The 25,196-nt window shown below is 71.1% G+C and carries 27 protein-coding genes; 16 read left to right on the forward strand and 11 right to left on the reverse strand.

The genetic code is table 11. The annotated features are described in order from the left end of the window. Positions 1 to 54 precede the first annotated feature (54 nt). The 5 genes from OG407_RS06985 to OG407_RS07005 form a co-directional block, all read right to left on the reverse strand. Positions 55 to 891, reverse strand: a complete 837-nt coding sequence (locus tag OG407_RS06985; protein WP_405856045.1) for an undecaprenyl-diphosphate phosphatase — start codon at positions 889 to 891, stop codon at positions 55 to 57. Positions 892 to 979: 88 nt separating this feature from the next. Then, positions 980 to 1,354, reverse strand: a complete 375-nt coding sequence (crcB, locus tag OG407_RS06990) for a fluoride efflux transporter CrcB (RefSeq protein ID WP_405856047.1) — start codon at positions 1,352 to 1,354, stop codon at positions 980 to 982. Further along, positions 1,351 to 1,731, reverse strand: coding sequence for a DUF190 domain-containing protein (locus tag OG407_RS06995; RefSeq protein WP_405856049.1), 381 nt, complete (start codon positions 1,729 to 1,731; stop codon positions 1,351 to 1,353). Before OG407_RS06995 ends, crcB (OG407_RS06990) begins: the two co-directional genes overlap by 4 nt. Next, the gene (crcB, locus tag OG407_RS07000; protein WP_405856051.1) at positions 1,728 to 2,189 is read right to left on the reverse strand and encodes a fluoride efflux transporter CrcB; all 462 of its coding nucleotides are present in this window, start codon (positions 2,187 to 2,189) and stop codon (positions 1,728 to 1,730) included. Before crcB (OG407_RS07000) ends, OG407_RS06995 begins: the two co-directional genes overlap by 4 nt. A 164-nt stretch (positions 2,190 to 2,353) precedes the next feature. Then, complete coding sequence (locus tag OG407_RS07005; protein WP_405856053.1) at positions 2,354 to 3,328, reverse strand: SMP-30/gluconolactonase/LRE family protein; 975 nt, start codon at positions 3,326 to 3,328, stop codon at positions 2,354 to 2,356. A 191-nt stretch (positions 3,329 to 3,519) separates the two neighbouring features. Between OG407_RS07005 and OG407_RS07010 the strand changes: the two genes are divergently transcribed. After that, a complete protein-coding gene (locus tag OG407_RS07010) occupies positions 3,520 to 4,380 on the forward strand; it encodes a ribonuclease BN (RefSeq protein WP_327406069.1) in 861 nt (286 codons plus the stop codon). A gap of 13 nt (positions 4,381 to 4,393) precedes the next feature. Here the strand turns inward: OG407_RS07010 and OG407_RS07015 are convergent, their stop codons facing one another. Further along, positions 4,394 to 4,675, reverse strand: coding sequence for a helix-turn-helix domain-containing protein (locus tag OG407_RS07015; protein ID WP_365306615.1), 282 nt, complete (start codon positions 4,673 to 4,675; stop codon positions 4,394 to 4,396). Positions 4,676 to 4,980: 305 nt separating this feature from the next. Next, complete coding sequence (locus OG407_RS07020) at positions 4,981 to 7,002, reverse strand: beta-galactosidase (RefSeq protein ID WP_405856056.1); 2,022 nt, start codon at positions 7,000 to 7,002, stop codon at positions 4,981 to 4,983. A gap of 168 nt (positions 7,003 to 7,170) precedes the next feature. Here OG407_RS07020 and OG407_RS07025 point away from each other — a divergent pair, with 168 nt between their 5' ends. Then, the gene (locus tag OG407_RS07025) at positions 7,171 to 8,202 is read left to right on the forward strand and encodes a LacI family DNA-binding transcriptional regulator (RefSeq protein WP_405856058.1); all 1,032 of its coding nucleotides are present in this window, start codon (positions 7,171 to 7,173) and stop codon (positions 8,200 to 8,202) included. A gap of 62 nt (positions 8,203 to 8,264) precedes the next feature. Here the strand turns inward: OG407_RS07025 and OG407_RS07030 are convergent, their stop codons facing one another. The 3 genes from OG407_RS07030 to OG407_RS07040 form a co-directional block, all read right to left on the reverse strand. Then, the gene (locus tag OG407_RS07030) at positions 8,265 to 9,605 is read right to left on the reverse strand and encodes a hypothetical protein (RefSeq protein WP_405856060.1); all 1,341 of its coding nucleotides are present in this window, start codon (positions 9,603 to 9,605) and stop codon (positions 8,265 to 8,267) included. 127 nt (positions 9,606 to 9,732) lie between these two features. Further along, positions 9,733 to 10,536 carry a nitrilase-related carbon-nitrogen hydrolase gene (locus OG407_RS07035; RefSeq protein ID WP_405856062.1) on the reverse strand — a complete coding sequence of 268 codons (804 nt, stop codon included), beginning with the start codon at positions 10,534 to 10,536 and terminating at the stop codon, positions 9,733 to 9,735. Continuing rightward, positions 10,533 to 10,964, reverse strand: a complete 432-nt coding sequence (locus OG407_RS07040) for a hypothetical protein (RefSeq protein WP_405856064.1) — start codon at positions 10,962 to 10,964, stop codon at positions 10,533 to 10,535. The genes OG407_RS07035 and OG407_RS07040 overlap by 4 nt, the downstream gene beginning before the upstream one ends. A 9-nt stretch (positions 10,965 to 10,973) precedes the next feature. On the opposite strand from OG407_RS07040, the gene OG407_RS07045 reads away from it, so the two are divergent. From OG407_RS07045 to OG407_RS07060, 4 genes are all read left to right on the forward strand, one after another. Next, the gene (locus OG407_RS07045) at positions 10,974 to 11,474 is read left to right on the forward strand and encodes a sensor histidine kinase (RefSeq protein ID WP_405856066.1); all 501 of its coding nucleotides are present in this window, start codon (positions 10,974 to 10,976) and stop codon (positions 11,472 to 11,474) included. After that, positions 11,471 to 12,187 carry a response regulator gene (locus tag OG407_RS07050; protein WP_405856068.1) on the forward strand — a complete coding sequence of 239 codons (717 nt, stop codon included), beginning with the start codon at positions 11,471 to 11,473 and terminating at the stop codon, positions 12,185 to 12,187. The genes OG407_RS07045 and OG407_RS07050 overlap by 4 nt, the downstream gene beginning before the upstream one ends. A 438-nt stretch (positions 12,188 to 12,625) precedes the next feature. Further along, positions 12,626 to 12,976 carry a VOC family protein gene (locus tag OG407_RS07055; protein ID WP_403594514.1) on the forward strand — a complete coding sequence of 117 codons (351 nt, stop codon included), beginning with the start codon at positions 12,626 to 12,628 and terminating at the stop codon, positions 12,974 to 12,976. Between the two features lie 107 nt (positions 12,977 to 13,083). Further along, the gene (locus tag OG407_RS07060) at positions 13,084 to 13,485 is read left to right on the forward strand and encodes a MarR family winged helix-turn-helix transcriptional regulator (RefSeq protein ID WP_405856070.1); all 402 of its coding nucleotides are present in this window, start codon (positions 13,084 to 13,086) and stop codon (positions 13,483 to 13,485) included. Between the two features lie 19 nt (positions 13,486 to 13,504). On the opposite strand, the gene OG407_RS07065 is transcribed toward OG407_RS07060, so the two are convergent. Beyond that, the gene (locus tag OG407_RS07065) at positions 13,505 to 14,353 is read right to left on the reverse strand and encodes a LysR family transcriptional regulator (protein WP_318014515.1); all 849 of its coding nucleotides are present in this window, start codon (positions 14,351 to 14,353) and stop codon (positions 13,505 to 13,507) included. A 348-nt stretch (positions 14,354 to 14,701) separates the two neighbouring features. On the opposite strand from OG407_RS07065, the gene OG407_RS07070 reads away from it, so the two are divergent. The 10 genes from OG407_RS07070 to OG407_RS07115 all read left to right on the forward strand — a co-directional run bounded on the left by OG407_RS07070 (position 14,702) and on the right by OG407_RS07115 (position 25,190). Further along, positions 14,702 to 15,439: an alpha/beta hydrolase gene (locus tag OG407_RS07070; RefSeq protein ID WP_405856072.1), complete on the forward strand. Its 738-nt coding sequence runs from the start codon at positions 14,702 to 14,704 to the stop codon at positions 15,437 to 15,439. Then, the gene (locus OG407_RS07075; protein WP_405856074.1) at positions 15,436 to 16,281 is read left to right on the forward strand and encodes a sulfurtransferase; all 846 of its coding nucleotides are present in this window, start codon (positions 15,436 to 15,438) and stop codon (positions 16,279 to 16,281) included. The genes OG407_RS07070 and OG407_RS07075 overlap by 4 nt, the downstream gene beginning before the upstream one ends. Then, on the forward strand, positions 16,278 to 17,153 hold the full coding sequence (locus OG407_RS07080) for an ABC transporter permease (RefSeq protein WP_405856076.1): 876 nt from the start codon (positions 16,278 to 16,280) through the stop codon (positions 17,151 to 17,153). Before OG407_RS07075 ends, OG407_RS07080 begins: the two co-directional genes overlap by 4 nt. A 2-nt stretch (positions 17,154 to 17,155) precedes the next feature. Next, positions 17,156 to 17,872 carry an ABC transporter ATP-binding protein gene (locus OG407_RS07085; RefSeq protein WP_033278595.1) on the forward strand — a complete coding sequence of 239 codons (717 nt, stop codon included), beginning with the start codon at positions 17,156 to 17,158 and terminating at the stop codon, positions 17,870 to 17,872. After that, on the forward strand, positions 17,869 to 18,837 hold the full coding sequence (locus OG407_RS07090) for an ABC transporter substrate-binding protein (protein ID WP_405856078.1): 969 nt from the start codon (positions 17,869 to 17,871) through the stop codon (positions 18,835 to 18,837). Before OG407_RS07085 ends, OG407_RS07090 begins: the two co-directional genes overlap by 4 nt. A 51-nt stretch (positions 18,838 to 18,888) precedes the next feature. Continuing rightward, a complete protein-coding gene (locus OG407_RS07095; protein ID WP_405856080.1) occupies positions 18,889 to 19,989 on the forward strand; it encodes an LLM class flavin-dependent oxidoreductase in 1,101 nt (366 codons plus the stop codon). Positions 19,990 to 20,031: 42 nt separating this feature from the next. Next, a complete protein-coding gene (locus OG407_RS07100) occupies positions 20,032 to 21,039 on the forward strand; it encodes an ABC transporter substrate-binding protein (protein ID WP_405856081.1) in 1,008 nt (335 codons plus the stop codon). Beyond that, on the forward strand, positions 21,036 to 22,142 hold the full coding sequence (locus OG407_RS07105) for an acyl-CoA dehydrogenase family protein (protein WP_405856083.1): 1,107 nt from the start codon (positions 21,036 to 21,038) through the stop codon (positions 22,140 to 22,142). Before OG407_RS07100 ends, OG407_RS07105 begins: the two co-directional genes overlap by 4 nt. A 28-nt stretch (positions 22,143 to 22,170) precedes the next feature. Further along, positions 22,171 to 23,553 carry an FAD-binding oxidoreductase gene (locus OG407_RS07110; protein ID WP_405856085.1) on the forward strand — a complete coding sequence of 461 codons (1,383 nt, stop codon included), beginning with the start codon at positions 22,171 to 22,173 and terminating at the stop codon, positions 23,551 to 23,553. 215 nt (positions 23,554 to 23,768) lie between these two features. Continuing rightward, positions 23,769 to 25,190, forward strand: coding sequence for a family 2B encapsulin nanocompartment shell protein (locus OG407_RS07115; protein ID WP_405856087.1), 1,422 nt, complete (start codon positions 23,769 to 23,771; stop codon positions 25,188 to 25,190). Positions 25,191 to 25,196: the final 6 nt, after the last annotated feature.

Genomic DNA, 25,196 nt, shown 5'->3' on the forward strand with positions numbered 1-25,196 from the left:
GAAAATCCGGCTTCACGCCCGCTGCGATGATCGTCCGCCCGGTGTCAGCGGCTGTCAGCTGTTGAGGACACCCGTGCCGAGCAGCCCGAACAGCAGCAGACCGATGATGATCCGGTAGATCACGAACGCGTTGAAGGAGTGCTTCGCGACGAACTTCAGCAGCCAGGCGATGGAGGCGTAGGCGACCACGAAGGACACGATCGTGCCGACGGCCAGCGGGGCGGCGCCCACACCCGCGCCCAGAGCGTCCTTCAGCTCGTAGATGCCCGCGCCGGTCAGCGCGGGGATGCCGAGGAAGAAGGAGAGCCGGGTGGCGGCGACGCGGTCCAGGTCGAGGATGAGACCGGTGGACATGGTGGCGCCGGAGCGCGAGAAACCGGGGAAGAGCAGCGCCAGGATCTGCGAACTGCCCACCAGCATCGCGTCCTTGAAGGTGGTGTCGTCCTCACCGCGCTTGTGCCGGCCCATCTGGTCGGCGCACCACATGACACCACTGCCGACGATCAGCGAGGCGGCGACCACCCACAGCGAGCCGAGCGGACCGTCGATGAGCGGCTTGGCGGCCAGGCCCACGATCACGATCGGGATCGTCGCGTAGATCACCCACCAGGCGAACTTGTAGTCGTGGTGGTAGCGCTCCTCGCGGTTGCGCAGGCCACGGCCCCACGCGGTCACGATCCGCACGATGTCCTTGAAGAAGTACACGAGCACGGCGGCGATGGCGCCGACCTGGATGACGGCCGAGAACCCGACGACGGAATCGTCGTCGACGGGGATTTTCATCAGCCCCTCGACGATCTTCAGATGGCCGGTCGAGGAGACCGGAAGGAACTCGGTCACCCCCTCGACGACTCCGAGGACGGCGGCCTGACCGACGCTGATGACACTCATGAGATCCAGTTCTTGGGAGTTGGTCGACAGTGCTGTAGACAATAGCGCCGGGAACGGTCCTGCTCGGGCACGGGAGACGCCCGAGCCCTTACGTCCACAGGGCCTCCGCGATCGACACCCCGACAAATGCCGCACCGAGGCCCGCCGTCACGCTGCCGACGACGTTGGCGGCAGCGTAGAGCCCCGCCCCTGTCTCGGTCAGCCGCAGTGTCTCGTACGAGAAGGTCGAGTACGTCGTCAGGGCCCCGCAAAGCCCTGTCCCGACGAGGAGTTGGAGATGCGGACCCGCCGCACCGGCGGACACCGCACCGGTCAGCACACCGAGAATCAGACAGCCGGACACGTTCACCGCGAAGGTGCCCCAGGGGAACACGGTGTCGTGCCGGGTCTGCACCGCGCGGTCGGTGAGATACCGGAGCGGGGCACCGACCATGGCTCCCGCGACCACCAACACCCAGTTCACAACGACCTCTTACCCTTCCGGTCCGATGCGCCGGAGTCCGCGACGCGGCCCACGTACCGGATGACCTCGCACTCGTCGAGGATCACGAGCCCTTCGCCGACGAGTTCGTCGAGCCGCGGCAGGAACTCCCGTACGCGCTCCTCGGTGTCCACGATCACGATCGCCACCGGCAGGTCCTCGCTCAGCGACAGCAGTCGTGTGGTGTGGATCAGGGAGGAGGCGCCGAAGCCCTCGATGCCCCGGAAGACGCTGGCACCGGCCAGCCCGGCCGCGTGGGCGCGGTGCACGATCTCCGTGTAGAGGGGCTTGCGGTGCCAGGTGTCGTTCTCGCCGATGAAGATCGTCACCCGCAGGGCGCCGCCGGTCAGCCTGGTCATCGCTGCCTCCGCTTCAGGACCCGCCGGGCCACCGCCACCCCGAGCCACACCGCCGTGAGGGCCGCGAGCAGGGTCGCGGCGAGATACGCGAGCGCGGTGCGGGGATGGCCCTCGTCGACCAGTTTCTGGATGTCGACGGCGTATGTCGAGAAGGTGGTGAAGCCGCCGAGTACGCCGGTGCCGAAGAACGGCCGCACCAGCCGGTGCGCGGCCCACACCTCGGTGACGACCACCATGAACACGCCTATCACGGCGCACCCGACGACGTTGATCCCGAAGGTCGTCCACGGGAAACCGCCGCTCTGCACAGGCCACCACAGCGAGGCCGCGTACCGGGCCACGGCCCCGATCGCGCCGCCGAGCGCGACCACCGCGACGACCGGCCCCTGACCCCGCCAGACGGACGGGCGCGGGGCCTCGGTCCGGGCCCGCAGGCTCTCGGCTTCGGGAGCTGTCATGGCCGTACGTCTCCTACTCGTCGGGGGCCCTGGGGGCACACGCCTCTACAAGTAGGGATTGTTGGCGGCACCTCTGCCGCGGTTCGGGTACGGCGGGCCCCACCGCCGCGCCGCGAGAGGTGATCGCGGCCGGGCATCAGGGTAACGCCGGGGACGTGCCGGGGTCACTTCGGGGCGGGCGGCTCGCACAGCGCGACACCGCGTTCGCGCAGGCTGCCCAGCACGAGGTGGCCGGCCGCCTCGCAGACGCCGGTGACCATACGGAAGGGAGAGCCGCGTGCGATCAGGTGGTGGACGACGTGTCCCTCGTCGTCGACCGCGAGGGCCCCGATCGTGCCCGTGGGGCGGTGGGGCGCGTGTACGGCGATCCGCGCGGCGGTGTGCCGTACGGCGTCCGGGGCGCGGTGGAGGAGGTCGAGCGGGGGCACGCGGGGTCCGGCCAGGGCGACCCAGAGCGGTCCGTCGGGGCCCGCGCGCCAGATGTTGTCGGGCATGCCGGGGAGGTCTTCGACGAAGGGTTCGCCATGGCCCGCCCGCTGTCCGGTGAGCCAGTAGCGGGTGAGGCGGTAGGCACCGGTCTCCGCGATCACCAGGAAGGACTCGTCGGCGCTCGCGGCAAGGCCGTTGGCGAACTGAAGCCCCTCCAGGACGACTTCGGGGGTGTCGCTGTCAGGCGCGAGGCGCAACAGCCTTCCTGTGCCGGTGTGTTCGACGATGTCGCCCAGCCACTGGTGGAGCGGATAGCGGCGGCTGGAGACGGTGAAGTACACGCTGCCGTCGGACAGGGCGACCACGTTGCTGCAGAACCGCAACCGCTCCCCCGCCACCGAGTCGGCGAGGACCCGCACGGAGCCGTCCCCGAGGTCGATCCGCAGCAGTCCGCGTTCCGCGTCGCACACCAACAGGCCGTCGTCCGGGAGGAGTTCGAGGCCGAGCGGTCGGCCGCCGGTGTCGGCGAGGGTCTCCACCCGGACCGACTCGGGGTCGGTCAGTCCGTCGAGGCGGAGGATGCGGCCGTCCTCGACGCCGGTCAGCACCCGGCCGCGGGCGTCGGCGACCACGTCCTCCGGACCGCGCCCGCCGATCGCGACGTAGCGGCGGGCGAGCAGCGCGTCGGGTCGGACTTCGGGTCGCTCCATGAAAGCCTCCACGGTTCGGTCCGGGGCGCGTAACCTTGCTGCTCTTCCCGGTCATCTGCCGCGCTTCCCGGTCGTCGCGACACCGGGCCACGTTTGCCGAGCGTATTGCTGGTGACCCGATTCCCGCTGCCGGTCGGCGAGAAGGGGGCCCTCATGTCACGGTCGGCCACCCACCGTGCGGGACGTCCGCGGTGAGACGGGTGCGCGCGGTGTGGCAGGGGCTGGGGTTCGCCGAACTCAACCGGCGCGGGCGGGAGTTGGAGCTGCTGCACCGGGCGATGGGGTTCGCGACGCTCGCCCTGGTCACCCTCGCGCCCTTGCTGATCGTGGTGGCCGCGGCCGACCCGCTCGGGCACGGCGGGTTCGCGCTGTGGCTGGTGGACGGCATGGACCTGTCCGGCCGGTCCGCCCGTGCGCTCACCGACGTCTTCACCCCGCCCCGCAAGGTCATCGGCGCCACCAGCGCGTGGAGCGTGGCGCTGCTCGCGCTGTTCGGCCTGTCCTTCGCGTCGAGTGTGCAGAGCGGCTACGAGCACGTGTGGCTCCCGACCGGCGCCCCGTGGAACCGCATCTGGCGCCAACTCATCTGGCTGGTCATGCTGATGGGCTACCTGTACGCGCAGGTGCAGACCCGCAACGTCCTGGAGGGCACGCCCCGCATCCTGCTCAGCATGGCGGCCGGCCTGCTGTTCTTCTGGTGGGGTCCGCACTTCCTGCTCAACCACCGGGTCCCCTGGCGCTATCTGCTCCCGGGCGCGCTCGCCACGATGGCGGGCCTGGTCGGCCTGCGCTGGTTCTCGTACCTGGTGTTCACCCCGCTCCTGGTCACCAACGCGGTCAGTTACGGCCCGGTCGGTACGGTCCTGGTCGTCGAGTCCTGGCTGGTCGGCGTCGGCTTCGTGCTCTACGGCGGCGCGCTGGTGGGCAGGCTGCTGTGCGAGCGGTTCGGGGATCCCGACGCGGCCTTCCGCACGGAACCGGAGGCACCGGACGCCCCGGTGTCCGCCGAGCCGGAGGAACCGCCGACGCGCTCCGAACAGGACAAGGTGTGAGACCCGGGCCGGGCTACCAGCCCTTCTCGAACATCCGGGCCACCTCGGCGATACGGACCTCGTCGCGCCGGTAGTACGTGCGCAGCCGGATCCGCCGCACACGCAACAGGCCCATGCCCGCCAGGAGTTCGAGATGGGTGTCGGCGACCTGGCGGGGCACCCCGAGCTTGGCCGCCACGGCCTCCGAGGTGACACCTGCCTCGGGGACATACCGATGGTCCGGGAAATGGGTGGCCGGATCTCTCAGCCACTCCAGGATGTCCAACCGTCGCTGGCCTGTCGGAGTCCTCAGCATGGCGTGACCCTCCGTTCTGCGCGCCGCTTGCCGCGTCCTCCCACTCTCCCGCAGCACGGTCCGCCACGTCCCGGACTCGGTGACCCTTGTCCGGGACCGAACGGTCCTGTTCGAGAGGGCCGATCGGCCCTGGGGCGTGGGGCAACGGGCGGGGCGCGATCGCACGGGAGCGACCGGACACCGGCTCCCGGGACCGGTGTTGGCCGAACCACACCGCCGTAGCCGAACAGAACCGCACGCCGGACAGCGGACAGGACCCCCTCCACCCGCGGCTCGTGGCACGCGCGGGCGGAGGGGAGTTCGACTCAGCCGTCGAGACGTACGACCCGGACGGCTCCGGCGGGGACCGCGAGACCGCCGGCGGCGCGTTCGCCGGTCAGCAGCTCGGTGCCGTCGGTGCCGAGCGGCACCTTGACGTCCGAGGCGCTGTGGTTGATCGCGAAGAGGAAGCTGCCGAACTCGCCCTCCCTGCGCACGAGTTCGACGTCGTACGGCAGGTCGGCGCGCGGCGAGATCCGGGCGTCCTCGGTCGCCCAGCCGAGCAGGGCGTCCAGGCCGTGGGCGTCGAGGCGGGTCGACACGTACCAGGCGGTGCCGTCGCCGAGGCGGTGCCGGGTGACGGCTGGGTGGTCGGCGGTGAGGCCCTCGGCGTACGTCCACACGGTCTCGGCGCCGTCCGGGACGACGAACTCGGTCCAGACGTCGCCGGTGAGTTCGGAGCCGTCGGGTCCGGTGATGCGTACCCGCTGGTCGGCCAGGAGGGGCGAGAACTCCTCGACGGTCAGGCCGAGTACGTCGCGCAGCGCGCCGGGGTAGGCGCCCTCGTGGACGGCGTCGTGCTCGTCGACGATGCCGGAGAAGTAGGAGACGACGAGGGTGCCGCCGTTCTCGACGTACCGCTGGAGGTTGCGCCCTGCCGCCGCCGTCATCAGGTACAGCGCCGGTACGACGACAAGGGGATAGGCCGACAAGTCGGCTTCCGGGTGGGCGAAGTCGACGGTGAGGTGGCGGTCGTAGAGGGCCTCGTAGAAGGCGTCGGCACGCTCGCGGGCGTCGTGGTCCTCGCTGGGGCGCCACGCGAGTTTCTGCGCCCACCACGAGTGCCAGTCCCATACGACGGCCACGTCGGCCCGCGTGCGCGTGCCGCGTATCCGGCCCAACTCCTCGACGGATGCGCCGAGTTCGACGACCTCGCGCCAGACACGGGTCTCCGTGCCGCCGTGCGGGAGCATCGCGGAGTGGAACTTCTCGGCGCCGCGCCGGGACTGGCGCCACTGGAAGAACATCGCGCCGTCCGAGCCGCGCGCCACGTGGGAGAGGGCGTTGCGGGCCATCTGGCCGGGGGCCTTGGCGGGGTTGCGGGGCTGCCAGTTGACGCCCGAGGTGGAGTGTTCGAGGAGCAGCCAGGGGGCGCCGCCCGCGACGGAGCGGGTGAGGTCGGCGGCCATCGCGAGGTTGACGTGGGTGCGGCGGCCGTCGGTGATCAGGTAGTGGTCGTTGGTGACGAGGTCGACCTCGCGGCCCCAGGCCCAGTAGTCGACGGACTCGCACTGGCTGAGGGCGGCCATGAAGTTGGTGGTGACCGGGATGCCGGGCGCGAGGCGGTGCAGGATGTCCCGTTCGGTGACGAAGTTCTCGCGCATCGTGGCGTCGGCGAACCGCGTGTAGTCCAGCGCCTGGGCCGGGTTGACGGCGGTCGGCGTGAGGCGCGGCGGGTTGACCTGGCCGAGGTCCCCGTAGCGCTGGCCCCAAAAGGCCGTTCCCCAGGCCTCGTTGACGCCGTCGACGGTCTTGTAGGTCGCGGTCAGCCAGCGGCGGAAGTGGGCGGCGCAGGAGTCGCAGTAGCAGGCGGAGACGGGGACGCCGTACTCGTTGAAGACGTGCCACAGCGCGAGGGCGGGGTGGTCGCCGTAGCGCTCGGCGAGCCGGGTGGTGATGTTCGCGGCGGCGGCGCGGTAGTCGGCGTTGCTGTGGCAGATCGCGCCGCGGGAGCCGAACTCGTAGCGGGTGCCGTCGGCGGTGACGGGCAGGGCCTCGGGGTGGGCGCGGTAGAACCAGGCGGGCGGGGAGACGGTGGGCGTGCCGAGGTCGACGCGGATGCCGTTCTCGTGCAGCAGGCCGATGATCCGGTCCAGCCAGCCGAAGTCGTACACACCCTGCTCGGGTTCGAGCAGTGCCCAGGAGAAGATCCCGACGCTCACCATGGTGACGCCGGCCTCGCGCATCAGCCGGACGTCCTCCTGCCAGACGCTCTCCGGCCACTGCTCGGGGTTGTAGTCCCCACCGAAGGCGAGCCTGGTGAGGCCCTTAGGGGTGGTCTCCGGCATGGATCTCTCCCGTAGTCGATCATTTGGGAACGTGCACACAGCACGCCCTGGGGCGCCGCCCCAACATAACCGCACGCCCGTGACCGCTGACAAGTGTCCCTGATGTTTCTCTGCTGTGAACGCTCCCAGCACGGCGCTTCTGGCTCCGGGTCCGGGAGCCGTAGAGTCTTGACCATGACCAATACGGGGGGTCGGCGCAGACCACCGACGATCCATGACGTGGCGCGCGAGGCCGGTGTCTCGCGGGGCACGGTGTCGCGTGTCCTCAACGGCGGGCACTATGTGAGCCCGGCCGCACAGGAGGCCGTCAACGCGGCCATCCGCAAGACGGGTTACGTCGTCAACCGGCACGCCCGTTCACTGATCACCGGGCGCTCGGACTCCGTCGGCTTCCTCCTGACGGAACCGCAGGAGAAGTTCTTCGAGGACCCCAACTTCAACATCCTGCTGCGCGGCTGCACCCAGGCGCTGGCCGCGCACGACATCCCGCTGCTGCTGATGCTGGCCGGCACCGAGGACGAACGGCGGCGCATCACGCGCTACATCACCTCCGGGCACGTCGACGGGGTGCTGCTGGTCTCCAGCCACTCCGGGAACCCGGTGGCGGAGGAGCTGAGCGAGGCGGGCGTACCGCTGGTCGCGTGCGGCAAGCCGATCGGGCTCGGCTCCAAGATCAGCTATGTCGCCGCCGACGACCGGGACGGCGCCCGTGACATGACCCGGCACCTGCTCTCCCTCGGCCGCCGCCGCATCGGCACGGTCACCGGCCCGCTGGACACGCCGGGCGGTGTCGAGCGTCTCGCCGGTTACAAGGAGGTGCTCGCGGAGGCGGGTATCGAGGTGGACGACCGTCTCGTCGTCTCCGGCGACTACAGCCGGCTCAGCGGTGAGAAGGGTGCCGAGCGGCTGCTCGCCCAAGTCCCGGACCTGGACGCCGTGTTCGTCGCCTCGGACCTGATGGCGCGGGGCGTACTGACCACGCTGGAACGGGCCGGGCGGCGGGTGCCGGAGGACGTGGCGGTAGGTGGCTTCGACGACTCCCCCGCCGCGCTGGCGTCCAGTCCCGAACTCACCACGATGCGGCAGCCGTTCGACCGGATCAGCGCGGAGATGGTGCGGGTGCTGCTGGCGCAGATCGGGGGCGAGGACACGGCGGCGGTGATACTGCCGACGGAGTTGGTGAAACGGGAGTCGACGTGAACGGGCGGGCTCTCGGGGGAAGTTGAGGGGACGAACTACGGGCTCGCCCCCCAACGTCACCATCAGGCGGACGGGTTGACGATCACCTCGGCCGTGTTGTTCTCGGTGTTGGAGTCGAAGGCGAGGGGCGTGCCGTTGTAGGACAGGGTCGTGACGTGGCCCGTCGCGTCGGGGACGACCCGGTCGATGCGCACTTGGAACGGGAAGCTGACGTCCAGGTCGGGCTTGGCCCAGGTCGGCAGGGTGCACGCGTAGTGGCCGACGGTCGGGTCGTCGCCGGAGGTCCAGGCGTTGTGGCAGGTCCTGGGCACGGACGTGACGGTGGTGCCCTCCGGAAGGTGGAAGTCGAGCGTGGTGATCGGATCGCCGGCGCTGACGTCGCCGGCCCAGGCGGGTCCGTGGTTGACGAAGCGGAAGCCGGAGGTGACGGTGTCACCGGCCGCGCCGCTCACCGAGGTGCCGTAGACCGCGAAGTCGGCGGTGTTGTCCGCGTTGATGTGCCAGGAGCGGCTGTTGTCGGAGCTGTCGAGGTCGGTGGCGTCGCCGAGGGGCTCGACGTCGTAGTCGAAGCGGTCGTACAACGCGCGGTCGGTGACGGCGAGTTGCAGCGGCTCCGGGAGTTCGACGGTGGCACCGGGGGCGACATCGGTGTCGAAGGAGCAGGTCACGACCGTATCGCCACTGCCGTTGACGTCCGGCCCCGTGTAGGCGCACTGCGGGTAGCGGGTGGTGATGTCGAGGCCGTACGTCGCCCACATGCTCAGGCTGAAGCCGTGGGCGGTCTCGTCGCCGGTGTTGGTGATCGCGTACGGCACGGTGAGGCTGGTGCCGGGCGCGACGCCGTTGGCGTCCGGCGGGGTGCTGATCCCGAGGTCGACGCCGGAGCCCACGGTGACGGTGGTGTCGTTGCTGCGCTGGGCGACGAGTGTGCCGTCGGGGCCGCCGGTGGCCTCGGCGGAGTACGTGATCGTGCCCTGCGCTCCGACGGCGGCGCCGGCGACGGCCCGGACCTTCAGCCGCACCTGCGCGCTGTAGGGGATCGGCACGTCCCCGGTGTCGCACACGGCGACGGTGCCGCCGTCGTCCGGTGTGCAGTTGTCGGGCCAGGCCACCTCGGCGACCCCGGTGAGTCCGGAGGCGTCGACGGTGAGCCGTCCGTCGGTCAGGGTGAAGGCGTCATTGCTGTGCGTCAGCCCCAGCGCCAGCGGCCGGTACTGTGCGACACCACCGTCGGGAGCGACGGTCGCCGCCACGTCGTACGGCGACTGGATCTCCAGCGCATCGGTCTGCGGCACGTCGTCGGCGACCGCCGCCCCGCTCCCGAGACCGGCGACGGCCAACGCCCCCACGGCTCCGGCACAGGCCCCGCGACGCAGCACACGTCCGACGGAGACAGGACTCATGTAATCCCCCAGCTGGGCAGAAGAAAGCCCGGCAAGTGACCAGCACCGGGCGGGAGTTGGACGGTGTGCCGGGGTGGAAGGTTGTAGGTGGGGGGCGTGGGACGGGTTGTTCTTACCGTTTTCTTGATCAGCTCGGTCGGCCCCGGCCGGCGACGGCCGTGGCGGTGAGCGCGAGGAGGCAGGCCAGGCAGAGCCAGGCGAAGGTGTCGCCGATCCGGTCGTAGACCGTGGTGACGCCGTGGGTGGGCACGTAGGCCACCATGATCTGGCGGCCGGTCGTGAAGTAGTCGGTGGAGGCGAGGACATGGCCCTCGTCGTCGTAGGCGGTCGAGACGCCCTCCGCGTCCTGGCGGATCAGTGAGTAGCCGCCCTCGACGGCCCGCAGGCCCGCCTTCTCGGTGTGCGCGCTCCCGTACTCCTTCCAGTCGTGGGAGGGCACGAGCATGATGTCGGCGCGGGTGCGCGTCATGGCGGGGAAATCGGCGTCGTAGCAGATGACGTTGGCGATGCGGCCGTACGGGGTGTCGGCGACCGGGACGCGGCCGTCGCCGGGCGTGAACTGCTCGGAGCCGGGGATGGGGTGGGCCTTCCGGTAGGTCCACAGCACCTTTCCGTGCGGGTCGATGAGGAGCGCCTCGTCCTTGTCGTGGGTGGGTCCGGCGGGGCTGTAGACGCGGATGCCGATCTCCAGGTAGATGCCCGACCGGCGGGCCTCGTCCCGTGCGGCCGCGACGGCGACCGGTGCGTGGGACTCCTGGGTCCTGACGGCTTCCTCGGGCCAGATCACGATCTTCGCTCCGGCGGCGGCCTCGCTCCGGGTGGCGGCGAGCAGGTCGTTCTCCACGGCGGTCATGGCGGGTTCGACCCGCGCGGCGGGTGCCGTGGCGATGTCCGGGACGCGGTCGAACGCCGCCCGTTGGGCGTCGGTCACCGTGCGGCCGGGGCTGATGCCGGCGATCCGGACGGTCGGGCCGTGGCGGGGGCGAGGGCGAGTCGGGCGCCTCCGGCGAGTACGACGGTCAGCAGGACGGCCAGGTACACCAGGCCGCTGCGCCAAGTGGGCCGTTCCCAGAGGCGGTTGACGGTGCTGGCGAAGTAGGCGATCAGGAAGCCGATCCCCCACGGGCCGGTGACCGAGACGACCTGGAGGAGCGGGAGGTCGCCGTACTGCGTGACCGCGAGCGAGCCGTATGCCGTACCGAACGGGGACACCACGGTGATCAGGAACTCCGCGGCGGCGACCCCGGCGGGGAAGGCGAGTGCCGCGACTCCGGGTCGCAGGCGGCCGACGAGCAGTCTGTCGGCGAGGAACGGCAGCGTCTGCAGTGCGGCCAGCGCGACGGCGCCCGCCCCGACCACGGGGTGGAGGTGATCGCCCGGACCGCCGACACCGCGCTCGTAGAGATGCGGCGGCTCCTCGGGCTGCTGTCGTTCCGGGAACGGGAACTCGCTCCCGAACCGTCCCTGGACCAACTCGACGCGCTCCTCGACACCGCCAGGTCGGCGGGCTGCCGGGTGACGTACGTGCCGGAGATCAGTGCCGGAGCGGCACCGTCCGCCGGGATGCGGGTCTCGGCCCACCGGATCGTCCAGGAGGCGCTGACGAACGTGGTCAAGCACGCCGGGCCCGTCGACGTGCTGGTCAGCGTGCGCGGTGACGACGCCGGCCTCGTCATCGAGGTGCGGAACGACCCGGCCGCTCCCGGCCACCGGCCCGTCACCGGATCGGGCCGGGGACTCATCGGCATGCGGGAACGCGTGGCCGCCTTCGACGGCTCCCTGGCTGCGGGGCCGCGCGAGGACGGCGGCTGGCTGCTGCGCACCGTCCTTACCGAGAAGGCACCACACCCTACGGAGGCGGGCGGATGAACGTCCGCGTGCTCGTCGTCGACGACCAGGAGATCGTCCGGACCGCGCTCCGTCTCGTCATCGACCGCCGCGAGGGCCTGTCGGTCGTCGGCGAGGCGGCCGACGGGGAACAGGCCGTCGCCCGGGCGGTCGAACTCCGGCCCGACGTCGTGCTGATGGACGTCCGCATGCCCGGCACGACCGGCGTCGAGGCCACCCGGCGCATCGTGCGCGACTGGCCCGGTCCGGGGCCGGCTCCGCGTGTCGTCGTCCTCACGACGTTCGACCTGGACGAGTACGTGCACGCGGCCCTCCGTGCGGGCGCGGACGGCTTCCTGCTGAAGAACAGCCATCCCGACCAGCTCGCCCGTGCCATCCGTGCGGCGGCCGGCGGAGAGGCCGTGCTCGCGCCGAGCGTCACCCGCCGGCTCATGGACACGCTGTCCGCGCTGCCCACCGCGCTCCTCCCCGACACTCCGGCCCCGGCACCGGGACCGGACGAGCACGCGCTGAGGGAACTGCTCACCGAGCGTGAGCTCCAGGTTCTCGTCCTGGTGGCTCGCGGCCTGTCCAACTCGCAGATCGCCTCGGCCCTCGGTCTCAGCGAGGCGAACGTGAAGAGCCGCGTCAACCGCATCCTCACCCGCCTCGGCCTCGACAACCGCGTACAGGCCGCGCTTGTCGCCCACCGGGCGGGTCTCACCGGGACCCCGGGCATGCCGCCCGGAACCTGAGGTCGCGTGACCGGGCGTCCCGGCCGGGAGAGAAGCGCGGGCGACACGTACGGCCGGGTGGGATGGGTGCGTGGGTAGGTGGGACATGCAGGAGCGGAGGCCGCCGCCGGACGAACGTTCCGGGTGCTCCCGCGCGGCACGCCGCGCAAAGAAGCCGGCCGACCGGCACACCGCCGACGGATCCTCCGGCCCCCGCCCTCGTGACGGTCCAGCCCCTCGCTGTACGCCGGACGCACCACCCCGCACCCGGCATGCCAGAGACCCTCGGAGCGCACGGCGGATCCGCCCAGGCCCGGACCGCGCACGGTGGCCCACATCACCGATACCGCCCCGCACGGCGCAGCCGGTCAGGATTGAAGAAGCCCCCGACCCCTCCCCCGCCCTAGCCTGAATTCACCGGCGAAATCCGTCGGACCACGCTTCACGGAGGAGCCCGCCATGACCGACGGACTGAACACGATCATCTACCCCGTCAAGGACCTGGACGGCGCGAAGGCCCTGTTCGGCGCCCTGCTGGGAGTCGAGCCGTACGCGGACGAGCCCTACTACGTCGGCTACAAGGCCGCCGGGCAGGACGTCGGTCTCGACCCGAACGGGCACGCGCGGGGCATGACCGGACCGGTGCCGTACTGGACCGTGGACGACATCCGGACCCGGCTCGCGGCGATGGTGGAGGCGGGGGCGGAGCTGGTGCAGGACGTCCAGGACGTCGGCGGCGGCAAGCTGATCGCGTTCGTGAAGGACGCGGACGGCAACTTCGTCGGGCTCACCCAGAATCCGGCCGCCTGACCCACACCGGGGGCCGGCCGCCCAGCACCTGTACCGCGACGGCCAGCTACTTGCGCGTGCACTAGTTGCGCACTCAATAACTGGCCGAATCGGTGTACCGTGCGGGTATGGCAGTGAAGTCGGCCGGTGCCCGGCAGCTAGAGGAACAGTGGCGGGACATCCTGTCCGTGCACGCGCGCACGATGTGCGAGATCGACCGCGTACTGCATCCGCACGGCCTGGGCGCGAGCGACTTCGAGGTGCTCGACATGCTCGCGTCCGAGGCGCCCGAGGAGGGCGACCAGTGCCGGGTGCAGAACCTGGTCGGCCGGGTCCACCTCAGCCAGAGCGCCCTCTCCCGTCTCATCGGACGGCTGGAGAAGGACGGCCTCGTGGAACGCTCCGTGTGCATCGAGGACCGCCGCGGGGTGTGGGTCGCACTCACACAGAAGGGGCGCGACCTGCACGCGGAGGTGCTGCCTCTCCAACGGGGCGTCCTGGTAAGGATGTTGGACGACACCCAGGATTAGTCGCCGCCTCCCTGGCAGCTCACCGCAGCAGATCCCGTACGGCCGCGAACGCCGCCTCCACCGTCGCCGGATCCGCCCCCGGCCGGGCCAGCGCGCTCATGGGAATCGGCGTGACGGAGGGCAGCCCGTCGTACGGAGTCAGCCCGTCCGGAGCCGAACCGACCGCCGCGAGCAGCGCGACGCCCTGTCCGGTGCGGGCGATGTCGAGGACCCCGGCGAGATACCCCGCGTCGCCGACCACTGCAGCCGGCACCCCGTGCGCGGCGAGGGTCGAGATCGCGCGGCGGCGGATCGCGCACGGGTCCTCGATCGCGACCAGCGGGACGGGCGCGGGCGCGGCCGGTGGCTGCCAGCCGGGGGTGGCGTGCCAGGTGAGCGGGAGGCCGCCGACCGGCGTGCCCTCGGTGGCGGCGGCCTCGGTGACGTACACCGCGACGTCGACGCTGCCGCGTTCCACGGCCTCGACGAGGCGGGCCGAGCGGTCGATGCGGAAGCGGACCCGGCAGCCGGGCCGCACCTCCTGGACGGCCGCGGTCAGCCGTGGCAGGAACTGGTCGGCCGCGTGTTCGGTGGAGCCGATCGTGACGGTGTCGCCGTCCACGTCGAGCAGCGTGCGTACGGCCTCGTCGTGCACGGCGAGGATGCGGCGGGCCTGTTCCAGGAGCAGCCGTCCCTCGGGCGTGAACCGGGTGCCCCGCCCCTCCCGCTCGACGATCGGCCTCCCCAGTGTCTTCTCCAGCCTGCGCACATGCTGGCTGACCGCGGACTGGCTCAGGGCGAGGGCCCGGGCCGCGCGATGGAAGCCGCCGCAGTCGGCGATCGCGGTCAGACTGCGCAGGGCCACGATGTCGAGGACAGGTTGGGGCATGCCGGTGACGGTAGCCGTTCCGTGTATCGATCCGCATCGATCGCGATAACTGATCGATTTCGATGCGGAATCATCGTTGGACGCGATCGGTGGCGGCCGGTCATGATGGGCGCATGCTGCACACGACCGCTTTCGCTGCCCTTCTGACGCAGCGCCGAGTCATCGACTTCGGCGTGGCGTGCAGCGCGCGCTGTCGTTGACCCACCGCCTCTCCGCGGCACCCTTCCCGAGTTCTCGCTGATCACGTCCGCCTCGCGCACTGACACGTGACGGCGGCTCCGGCCTGCTCGCTTCCTCCCCCTCTCCTCGATTCCCCTCCCCTTTCCCCTCGTTGGGAGCTGTCACCCCATGCCCTCTTCCGCCCTTTCCTCCTGGGACGAACCCGAAGGCCTCGCCGCGCGCGGCACGTTGATCGTGCTGGCCGGGCGGGGCGAACACGGCGGTGTCTACGAGCGGTTCGGCCGCCGGCTCGGCTACGACGCCTACCGCGTCCGCGCCCTCGGCGACCCGGCCGCCGACCCCGCCGTCCTGGAGCAGGCCGCCAAGCTGCTCGCCGACGAGTCACTGCCCGCCCCGAAGGTGCTGATCGGTTCGGACACGGGCGCGCTCTACGCCCTTCAGCTCGCCGCCGAGCGGACCGCGGGCGTCGACGCGCTGATCCTGGCCGGGCTGCCCACCGGCGCCTGGACAGCGGGCAGTTGGGAGGAGGAGGCCGCTGCCCGCACCGCCTGCCCGACCCATCAGGGGCGCCTCACCAACGACCCCACCTTCCGCCGGGGCGCCATCGACGACACCCCCGACCTGCCCGAACCGCACCTGGACCTGGTGCGCGTCCCGGTGCTGGCCCTGCACGGCAAGGCCGACACGATCAGCCCGCTCGACCGGGCCCTGAGCGTCTACGACGGTCACCCGGGCGTCCACACCGTGGTCTTCCACGGCGGCCGGCACGATGTCCTCAACGACGCGCTGCACCGCACCGCCGCCGCCACGGTCGTCCTCTTCCTCGAACGGCTCCGGCTGGCCCCCGAGGTCCCCGAGACCGGCGAGACCCGTGAACTGCCCCTGATCGCCGAGGAGTTGACATGAGCAGCCGTGTGACGACCACGGTCGCCGAGCTGGCCGAACTCCTCGGCTCCGAGCAGCCGCCCGTCCTGCTCGACGTCCGCTGGGCCCTCGGTGACCCGCACGGCCGCGACCACTACGCCGACGGTCACATCCCCGGCGCGGTCTACGTCGACCTGGACACGGAGTTGGCCGCACCGGCGAGCCCCGAGGGCGGCCGGCATCCGCTCCCGGGCCTCACCGAACTCCAGGAATCCGCCCGCCGTTGGGGCATCGGCACCGGCCGGCCCGTCGTCGTCTACGACGACCTGGGCAACACGGCCGCCGCCCGCGCCTGGTGGCTGCTGCGCTACGCGGGCGTCACCGAAGTGACCCTGCTGGACGGGGCGTTGGGCGCCTGGCGGGCGGCGGGGCTGCCGCTGGAGTCCGGGATTCCCGCCGATCCGACGCCGGGTGATGTCGTGCTCCGCCCGGGTGCGCTGCCGACCACCGATGCCGACGGGGCCGCCGAACTCGCCGTGTCCGGGCTGCTGTTGGACGCCCGCGCCGGTGAACGCTACCGGGGTGAGGTCGAGCCCGTGGACCCGCGTGCGGGGCACATCCCGGGGGCCGTGTCCGCGCCGACCGGGGAGAACCTCGCGGCGGACGGGACCTTCCTGGCACCGGAGTTGCTGCGCAAGCGGTTCGAGGAGCGGGGTGCCGGGGACGCGGCGCGCATCGGCGTGTACTGCGGTTCCGGGGTCACCGCCGCCCACCAGATCGCGGCGCTGGAGATCGCCGGGTTCGAGGCGACGCTCTTCCCCGGTTCCTGGTCCGCCTGGTCCGCCGATCCCGCGCGCCCGGCGGCGACGGGAGACCGGCCATGACGACGAAACCCCTGAACGCGGCCGTGCTGGCACAGCGGAAGGAAGTCGTGCCCGCGCCGTCCACCCGGGTCACCATCCGCGGCGCCGCGAAGGTGAACCGCCGTTTCAACGTGCCCCGTTCGGTGCGACGGGCCGCCGGACCGGTCGGCCTCGTCCTGCTCTGGTTCCTGACCTCCGCCACCGGAGTGCTCCCCGAGTCCGTACTGGCCTCCCCCGTCGACGTCATCCGCCAGGCGGTGGACCTGACGAAGAACGGTGAACTCCCGCACGCCATCGCCGCATCGGGCCGTCGCGCAGCCATCGGGTTCCTGATCGGTGCGACCGTCGCGCTGGTCCTGTCGCTGCTGGCGGGGCTGTTCCGGCTCGGTGAGGACGTCATCGACTCCTCGATGGGCATGTTCCGGGCGATCCCCTGGGTGGGTCTGATCCCGCTGTTCATCGTCTGGTTCGGCATCGAGGAGACCCCGAAGATCGCGCTCGTCGCGCTCGGGGTGACGTATCCGCTGTACTTCAACATCTACGGCGGCATCCGCTCCACCGACGCCCAACTCGTCGAGGCCGCACGGATGATGGGGCTCGGCCGGTTCGGGCTGATCAAGTACGTGATCCTGCCGAGCGCGCTGCCCGGGGCACTGGTGGGCCTGCGGTACGCGCTGTCCACCGCGTGGCTGGCGCTGGTCTTCGCCGAGCAGGTCAACGCGGACGCGGGGCTCGGCTATCTGATGAGCAACGCCCAGCAGTACTTCCGTACGGACGTCATCGTGCTGTGCCTCGTCGTGTACGCGCTGCTCGGTCTCGCCTGCGACTTCGCCGTACGGATCCTGTCGCGCCGGCTGCTGACCTGGCGGGCCAACTTCGAGGGTGAGGCGTAGACATGGCCAACTCCGTTGAGATTCGGGGGCTTTCGCGGGCCTTCGACGGCAACACCGTGCTGCACGACCTCGATCTGGACATCCGTGAGGGCGAGTTCGTGGCCCTGCTCGGGCACAGCGGCTGCGGCAAGTCGACGCTGCTGCGGATTCTCGCCGGGCTGGACGACGAGATCGGCGGCGAGGTGACCGTGCCCGCGCGGCGCAGCGCGGCCTTCCAATCGCCGCGGCTGCTCCCGTGGTTGAAGGTGTGGCGCAATGTCGTGCTCGGGCTGCCGGGGCGACCGGACCGGGCGCTCGCCCTCAAGGCGCTCGACGAGGTCGGTATCGCGGAGCGCGCGACCGTCTGGCCGAAGACGCTCTCCGGCGGTCAGGCCCAGCGTGTCTCGCTCGCCCGTGCCCTGGTCCGTGAGCCCGAACTCCTGTTGCTGGACGAGCCGTTCGGCGCGCTGGACGCGCTGACCCGGGGCAAGGTGCAGGCGCTGGTCGCCGAGCTGTGGCGGCTGCACGGGTGCGCGATCCTCCTGGTCACCCATGACGTGGAGGAGGCGCTGCTGCTCGCCGACCGGGTCCTGGTGATGGACGAGGGCCGTATCGCCCACGAGGTGACCGTCGACCTGCCCCGCCCCCGTGATCTGACCGCCCCCGAGTTCGTGACCCTGCGCGCCCGCCTCCTGAACTGGCTCGGCGTGACCCGCACTTTGGAAGGAACCCCCTCGTGATCCGCAGAATCGCCGCCGCCGCCCTGAGCCTGACCTCCCTGCTGGCGCTGAGCGCCTGCGGCGCCGACTCCTCGGCGGACACCTCCGCCGGCGGGCAGGTCACCCTCACCATCGGCGACCAGGCCAAGACGCTCCAGACGATCATCGCCGCCTCCGACGCGCTCAAGGGCGCCAAGTACAAGGTGAAATGGGCCGAGTTCCAGGGCGCGGCCCCGCTCTACCAGGCCGTGCAGGCGGACGCCGCCGACACCGGGTACTCGGCCGACCTGCCCGCGCTCCAGGCGCTCAGCGGCGGTGTCAAGATCAAGAACATCGCCGCCCTCAAGAACGACGGCACGCACGTCGGGATCGTCGTCCGCAAGGACTCCGGCATCGACAGCGTGAAGGACCTCAAGGGCCAGAAGGTCGTGGTGTCCTCGGCGAAGGGCAGCATCTCGGAGTATCTGCTCGCCAACGTCCTCAAGCAGAACGGGCTCACCTACAAGGACGTCAAGGTGCAGTACCTGCTGCCGACCGACGCGCAGGCCGCCTTCGCCTCCGGGAAGGTCAAGATCTGGGCAACGTTCGGCGTCTACCAGGCGGTCGGCCTGGAGCAGGGCGGCAAGCTCCTCGTCGACGGCGCGGACGGCCGGGTCAGCGGCTACGGCTTCATCAACGCCTCGGAGAAGGCACTCGCCAACTCCGCGAAGAAGACCGCCCTTTCGGACTTCCTCCAGCGGCTGAGCACGGCGCTGAAGTGGACCAGCACCCACCAGGACGCGTACGCGAAGGCCATCGAGCAGCGCAACGGCGCCGACGCCACGGTCGCCAAGACCCTCGCCTCGGCCGCCTACAGCCAGGTACTGCCGATCACCTCGGACGTCGACACGACCGTCCAGCAGGTGGCCGACCTCATGAACAGCATCGGGGTTCTCGACCCGAACGTGGACGTGGCCAAGTCCGCCGACACCTCGCTGCTCAAGTGACCACGGACACCTCCCCTGCTCAAGTGGCCTTCCCGTCCTAGGAGTTCGCTCATGCCCGTCGAGTTCATCAGCGCCGTCCACACCGACTCCGGGGCTTCTGGTCCCGCCGCGTCGAGCCGTACCGGCTTCGACGTCGACCATCTGCGCAAGTACGCCCGCGCGTTGGACGACGGCGGCTTCGACCACACCCTGGTCGCCTACCACTCGGCCTCGCCCGACGCCTTCCAGGTCGCCCAGTTCGTCGCCACCCACACCGAGCGCGTCCGCCCGATCCTCGCGCACCGCCCCGGCGTCATCTTCCCCACGCACGCGGCCCGCGCCCTGGCGACGCTGGATCAGATCAGCAACGGCCGGCTGACGCTGCACATCATCTCCGGCGGCAGCGACGAGGAGCAGCGCCGGGAGGGCGACTACCTCAACAAGGCCGAGCGGTACGAGCGTTCGGACGAGTACATCCAGATCCTGCGCAAGGTGTGGGAGGCCGAGGGGCCCGTCTCGCACGAGGGCAAGTACTTCACGTTCGAGGGCTACCACTCCGACGTGAAGCCGGTGAACGGCCTCGTCCCGATCTCGGTCGGCGGCTCCTCGCAGGACGCGTACCGGGTGGGTGGTCAGCAGGGCGACATCTTCGGGCTGTGGGGCGAGCCGTTGAAGGAGACGGCCGAGCAGATCGCCGCCGTCAACGCGGTCGCGGATGCCGCCGGGCGCCCGCATCCCCGTATCTGGGTGTCGTTCCGCCCGATCATCGCGCCCACCGAGGAACTCGCCTGGGAGAAGGCCCACCGCACCCTCGGCGTCCTCAAGGACCAGGCGAGGAACACCGAGTTGCTCCGCCACTACCGCACCACCGGCCGCCCCGCGAACGTCGGCTCGCAGCGCCTGCTCGACATCGCCGAGCGCGGCGAGGTCCAGGACCGCTGCCTGTGGACCGCGCCCGCCGTCGCCACGAATGCCGCAGGCGCGTCAACTGCCCTTGTGGGTACGCCCGAGACGGTCGCGCAGGCACTGCTCGACTACGTCGACATCGGCTGCGACCTGCTGTCGATCCGCGGCTACGACCCGCTCAACGACGCGATCGACTACGCCCGGCACGTCCTGCCGCTGGTCCGCCAGGAACTCGCCCACCGCGCGACGACCTCGCAAGCCGCCTGACCCGTCCCCCTCCCTGATTGCGAACTCCCCCATGGAGACCCCGTGTTGTTCCGCCGTTCCCTGCGCGCGTCCGCCGCCGCCCTCGCCCTGCTGCTCCCCTTCGCCGCCGCCTGCGGAGGCAGCGCGAAGGCCGAGTCCTCGTCCGACGTCTCCTCCGTGACCCTGCGGGTCGGCGACACCGGCTGGAAGGTCGGCCAGGCCGTCCTCAAGTACGCCCACCTCGACGACACCCCGTACAAGGTGAAGTGGAGCCTGTTCCAGGGCGGCGACCAGCAACTCCAGGCCGTCCGCGCCGGAGCACTGGACCTGGCCTCCTCCAGCGAGATCCCGCCCCTCTTCTCGGCGGCCGACGGCAACCCCAACTTCAAGGTCGTCGCCGTCCAGCGCGGCACCACCCTGAACCAGGAAGTCATCGTCCCCAAGGGCTCCAAGGTCACCGACATCGCCGGCCTGAAGGGCAAGAAGGTCGGCTACGTCCAGAACACCACCGCCCACTACTTCCTCTACGAGCTGCTGAAGCGGGCCGGGTTGACCTGGTCGGACATCGACGCCAAGCCGCTGCTCCCCAACGACGGCCTCGCGGCCCTGAACGGCGGCTCCATCGACGCCTTCGCCTCCTACGGCACGTCGGTCATCACCGCCCACCAGCAGGGCGCGACGACGGTCGGCTCCGGCGCGGACATCCTCTCCGGCAACTTCCTCTGGTCCGCCCGCGACAGCGTCCTCAAGAGCCCCGCCCAACGGGCCGCCGCCGCCGACCTGATCGCCCGGATCTCCAAGGCCTACGCCTACGTCCGCGACGGCCACGAGGACGGCTTCGCGAAGGTCACCGCCGACGCCACCCACCAGCCCGTGGCCCAGGCCAAGTCGGACCTGCTCGCCGCGCAGAAGCAACGGCCCACGCAGGCCCGCACGGTCGGCGCCGACACGATCGCCTCCCAGCAGAAGGTGGCCGACGCCTTCACCGAACTCGGCGCGCTCAAGAAGCACTTGGACGTGAAGTCCTTCTGGACCACCGCACTCAACTCCGACCTGAAGAAGGCCCTGTGACCGCCCGCATCGCCGAACTGGCCGCCGGCTACGACCAGTCGGGCGCCTTCCCCGCCGAGTCCCTCCGCATCGTCCACGAGACAGGCCTCCTCACCGCGACCATCGGCGAGTCCTACGGCGGCCGGGGCGCCCGGGTCGAGGAGAGCGCGCGCATCCTCCACCGGATCGGACAGGGCGACCCGTCGGTGGCCCTGATCGCGGCGATGACCCTCAACACGCATGCCCGGCAGGCCGTACAGCCGCACTGGCCCGAGGAGTTGTACGCGCGGATCGTCAAGGAGTCCTTCGAACGCCCAGTACTCGTCAACCACGCTCGCGTGGAACCCGAGTTGGGCTCCCCCGCCCGCGGCGGACTCCCCTCCACCCTCGCCCGGCGCACCCCGGACGGCTGGTCGCTGAGCGGCACCAAGCGCTTCGTGACCGGCGCGGAGGGCCTGGACTGGTTCCTGGTGTGGGCCACCACCGACGAACCGGAGCCGCGCGTCGGCACGTTCCTGGTGCCGGGCGGCTCCGCCGGGATCGACATCACCGGCCGCTGGGACCAGTTGGGGCTGCGGGCCAGCGGCAGCCACGACGTGACGTTCCGGGACGTGGAGATCCCGTACGAGCACGTCATCGGCATCGGCCCGTACGGCGCGTCCGCCGAGCAGGACAACCGGGCGGGCGCCTCCCTTCATCTCCCCCTCGCCGCCCTCTACTTGGGGGTGGCCCGGGCGGCCCAGTCCTTCTTCCACACGTTCGCCCACGCACGCGTGCCCGCCAACCTCGGTCATCCGGTGGCCCGTACGGAACGCTTCCGCAGGACCGCCGGGGAGATCGAGGTGCTGCTGACCGCCGCCGAGCAACTGGTGTTCGGCGGGGCCGCCCGGGTGGACTCCGCCGACTCCTCGTACACCCCCGAACAGGCCCTGGGGGCAAGGGTGTTGGCCGACCGGCACGGCGTACGGGCCGTAGAGCTCGCCGTACGGCTGCTCGGCAATCCCGGGCTCGCGCGCGGGAATCCGCTGGAGCGGCACTTCCGGGACATCCAGTGCGCGCCCGTGCACGCACCCCAGGAGGACATCTCCCTGCTCGCGATCGGAACGAAGGCGTTGAATCCGTGAAGGCACGCACAGTGAAGGTACGGAACCCGTGACCACAGCTCCCCCCACCACGCCCACCGCCGCCGCCCGGCTGCTCGGTCTGCTCGCCCGGGATCTGCCGCCCGACCAACTGGCCACGGATCCGCGCACGTTGGGCGGGTACACCACGGACCGTTCGGGCACTCGCCCTGACGGTGTCCCGCTCGCTGTCGTGCACGCGCGGCGTACCGAGGACGTGACCGTCACGCTCCGGCACGCGAACGCGCTGCGCGTTCCGGTGGTGCCGCGCGGCGCGGGCACCGGCCTGTCGGGCGGGGCGTCGGCCGGTGAGGGCGTGCTCGTGCTGGACCTGTCCGGGATGAACCGCATTCTCGAACTGTCGGCCGACGACCAGCTCGCGGTGGTCGAACCGGGCGTGATCACCGCCGAGTTGGACCGGGCCGCGGCTGAGCACGGGCTGCGGTACGCGCCCGATCCGGCGAGTGCGGCGATCTCCACGATCGGCGGGAACATCGCGACCAACGCGGGCGGGCTGCGGTGCGCTAAGTACGGGGTGACGCGGGACAGCGTGCTCGGTCTGGAGGCCGTCCTCGCCGACGGGACGGTGGTCACGACCGGCCGCCGTACCGTCAAAGGGGTCACCGGTTACGACCTCACCGCGCTGCTGACCGGCTCCGAGGGCACCCTCGCCGTGATCACCTCGGCGACGTTGCGGCTGCGTCCGGTGCCGGTCGCGACCGCGACGCTGGCCGCCTACTTCGACTCGTTCGAGGCCGCGGCCGAGGCGTCGTACGCGATCGGGCGGGCCGGGGTCGTGCCGGCGCTCGCGGAGCTGCTCGACGGGCCGGTGCTGCGGGCCGTCGACCCGGTGTTGGGCGAGCGCGGGTCGGCGTTGCTGCTGGTGCAGTGCGACGGGGCGGGGGCGGCCATCGAGGCGGATCAGGTCGCGCGGGTGCTGGCGCCGACGGCCACGAGCGTGGAGGCCACCGCGGACCCGGTCGAGGCGGAGGCCCTGCTCGCGGCCCGCCGGCTCGCCCTGCCCGCGCTGGAGCGGCTGGGCCGGCCGCTGATCGAGGACATCGCCGTGCCGCGATCCCGGCTCGCGGAGGCGGTCCGCGAGATCCGCGCCATCTCGGACCGCCACGACGTGCCGGTCTACACGCTCGCGCATGCCGCCGACGGCAACCTCCATCCGATCATCGTGGTCGATCCGGTCCTGGACCGGCTGCCGGACGCGGCCTGGGAGGCGGCCGGCGAGATCTTCGCCCTGGCGCTGCGACTGGGCGGAACGCTGACCGGCGAACACGGCGTGGGCGTGCTGAAGCGGCAGTGGGTGGCGGACGAACTCGGGCCCACCGCCCACGCGTTGCAGCGCCGGCTGAAGGAGGCGTTCGATCCGCGGGGCATCCTCAACCCCGGCAAGACCCTCTGAGGCACCACCGATCGCATACCGCCGAACGGGTGAGGCCGAGTGATCCGGGGGTGGTGCGGGAGCACGTGCGGTTGGCATGTGCCTCGACCGCCGTCCGAAGTCATCACTCGTCGTGACCGACAACGGGTAGCTCTACGCACGGAATGTGACGGACGCAGCCGTCCCGTCAACGGACGCAGGCGTCCCGTCACCCGTGCGACAGGAGAGAAGGCACCATGTCGGTCGACACCGGTACCGCGCCCGAGGCGGGCGCCGAGGAGCGGGAACAGCAGAGCCTCGGTACCGCCGCGGCACGCACTCTGGCGACCACGACCAAGTCCGAACCCCAGATGCAGGGCATCAGTTCACGCTGGCTGACCCGCTTGCTGCCGTGGGTGAACGTGCCCGGCGGCACCTACCGCGTCAACCGCCGGCTGTCCTACACGCGGGGCGACGGACGGGTGACGTTCGTGCAGACCGGCGCACAAGTGCGGGTCGTTCCCGCCGAGTTGAGCGAACTCCCGCTGCTGCGCGGCTTCGCGGACGCCGACGCGCTCGGCGCGCTGGCCGAGCGTTTCGAGCAACGGGAGTTCGCACCGGGCCAGTTGCTCGTGGAGGCGGGCCGCCCCGCCGACCAGGTGTTCCTCATCGCGCACGGCAAGGTGGAGCAGCTCGGGGAGGGTCCCTACGGCGACGAGGCGGTCACCGGTCTACTCGCCGACGGCGACACCTTCGGCGGCCAGGTGCTCGCCGACCCCGACGGCAGCTGGGAGTTCACGGCCCGCGCGGCGACGGCCACGACTGTGCTGGCGCTGCCGCACTCGGCGTACCAGGCCGTCGCGGAACGGCACCCGGAGCTGAGTGCGCACGTCGCGTCGGTCGGCTCGGACGAGCACGGCCCGGTCAACCCGTTCGGCGAGGCGGCGATCGCCCTCAGCGCCGGACATGTCGGCGAGCCGGATCTGCCGGGCACGTTCGTGGACTACGACCTCGCCCCGCGCGAGTACGAACTCAGCGTCGCCCAGACCGTGTTGAAGGTGCACAGCCGCGTCACCGACCTCTACAACCAGCCGATGAACCAGACGCAGCAGCAACTCCGGCTCACCGTCGAGGCGTTGCGCGAGCGGCAGGAGAACGAGCTGGTCAACAACCGGGACTTCGGCCTGCTGCACAACGCCGACTACGACCAGCGGATCTCCACCCACTCCGGACCGCCGACCCCCGACGACCTCGACGAACTCCTCAGCATGCGGCGCGACACCCGCTACCTGTTCGCCCATCCGCGGGCGATCGCCGCGTTCGGCCGCGAGTGCAACAAGCGGGGCGTCTACTTCAGCGGCATCGACGTCGGCGGCCACGCTCTGCCCGCCTGGCGCGGAGTGCCGCTGCTGCCGTGCGGCAAGATCCCGGTCAGCGCGTCCCGTACGTCGTCGATCATCGCGATGCGCACCGGCGAGGACGACCAGGGCGTGATCGGGCTCCACCAGACGGGCATCCCGGACGAGATCGAACCGGGCCTCAACGTACGGTTCATGGGCATCAACGAGCAGGCGATCATCTCCTACCTGGTGAGCACCTACTTCTCGGCTGCCGTCCTGGTGCCGGACGCGATCGGCATCCTGGAGAACGTCGAGGTCTCCCGCCGGGACGGCAACTGATCGAGG

Source organism: Streptomyces sp. NBC_01515, from assembly GCF_045040345.1.
GTDB lineage: Bacteria > Actinomycetota > Actinomycetes > Streptomycetales > Streptomycetaceae > Streptomyces.

Coding starts and splice junctions, on each gene's coding strand:
- OG407_RS07005 (WP_405856053.1), bottom strand. CDS start 3,328: ATGGAGCGACCCGAAGTCCGACCCGACGCGCTGCTCGCCCGCCGCTAC.
- OG407_RS07015 (WP_365306615.1), bottom strand. CDS start 4,675: ATGCTGAGGACTCCGACAGGCCAGCGACGGTTGGACATCCTGGAGTGG.
- OG407_RS07070 (WP_405856072.1), top strand. CDS start 14,702: ATGCCCTCTTCCGCCCTTTCCTCCTGGGACGAACCCGAAGGCCTCGCC.
- OG407_RS07020 (WP_405856056.1), bottom strand. CDS start 7,002: ATGCCGGAGACCACCCCTAAGGGCCTCACCAGGCTCGCCTTCGGTGGG.
- OG407_RS07080 (WP_405856076.1), top strand. CDS start 16,278: ATGACGACGAAACCCCTGAACGCGGCCGTGCTGGCACAGCGGAAGGAA.
- OG407_RS07075 (WP_405856074.1), top strand. CDS start 15,436: ATGAGCAGCCGTGTGACGACCACGGTCGCCGAGCTGGCCGAACTCCTC.
- OG407_RS07060 (WP_405856070.1), top strand. CDS start 13,084: ATGGCAGTGAAGTCGGCCGGTGCCCGGCAGCTAGAGGAACAGTGGCGG.
- OG407_RS07115 (WP_405856087.1), top strand. CDS start 23,769: ATGTCGGTCGACACCGGTACCGCGCCCGAGGCGGGCGCCGAGGAGCGG.
- crcB (WP_405856051.1), bottom strand. CDS start 2,189: ATGACAGCTCCCGAAGCCGAGAGCCTGCGGGCCCGGACCGAGGCCCCG.
- OG407_RS07030 (WP_405856060.1), bottom strand. CDS start 9,605: ATGAGTCCTGTCTCCGTCGGACGTGTGCTGCGTCGCGGGGCCTGTGCC.
- OG407_RS07065 (WP_318014515.1), bottom strand. CDS start 14,353: ATGCCCCAACCTGTCCTCGACATCGTGGCCCTGCGCAGTCTGACCGCG.
- OG407_RS07050 (WP_405856068.1), top strand. CDS start 11,471: ATGAACGTCCGCGTGCTCGTCGTCGACGACCAGGAGATCGTCCGGACC.
- OG407_RS07095 (WP_405856080.1), top strand. CDS start 18,889: ATGCCCGTCGAGTTCATCAGCGCCGTCCACACCGACTCCGGGGCTTCT.
- OG407_RS07055 (WP_403594514.1), top strand. CDS start 12,626: ATGACCGACGGACTGAACACGATCATCTACCCCGTCAAGGACCTGGAC.
- OG407_RS07085 (WP_033278595.1), top strand. CDS start 17,156: ATGGCCAACTCCGTTGAGATTCGGGGGCTTTCGCGGGCCTTCGACGGC.
- OG407_RS06985 (WP_405856045.1), bottom strand. CDS start 891: ATGAGTGTCATCAGCGTCGGTCAGGCCGCCGTCCTCGGAGTCGTCGAG.
- OG407_RS06995 (WP_405856049.1), bottom strand. CDS start 1,731: ATGACCAGGCTGACCGGCGGCGCCCTGCGGGTGACGATCTTCATCGGC.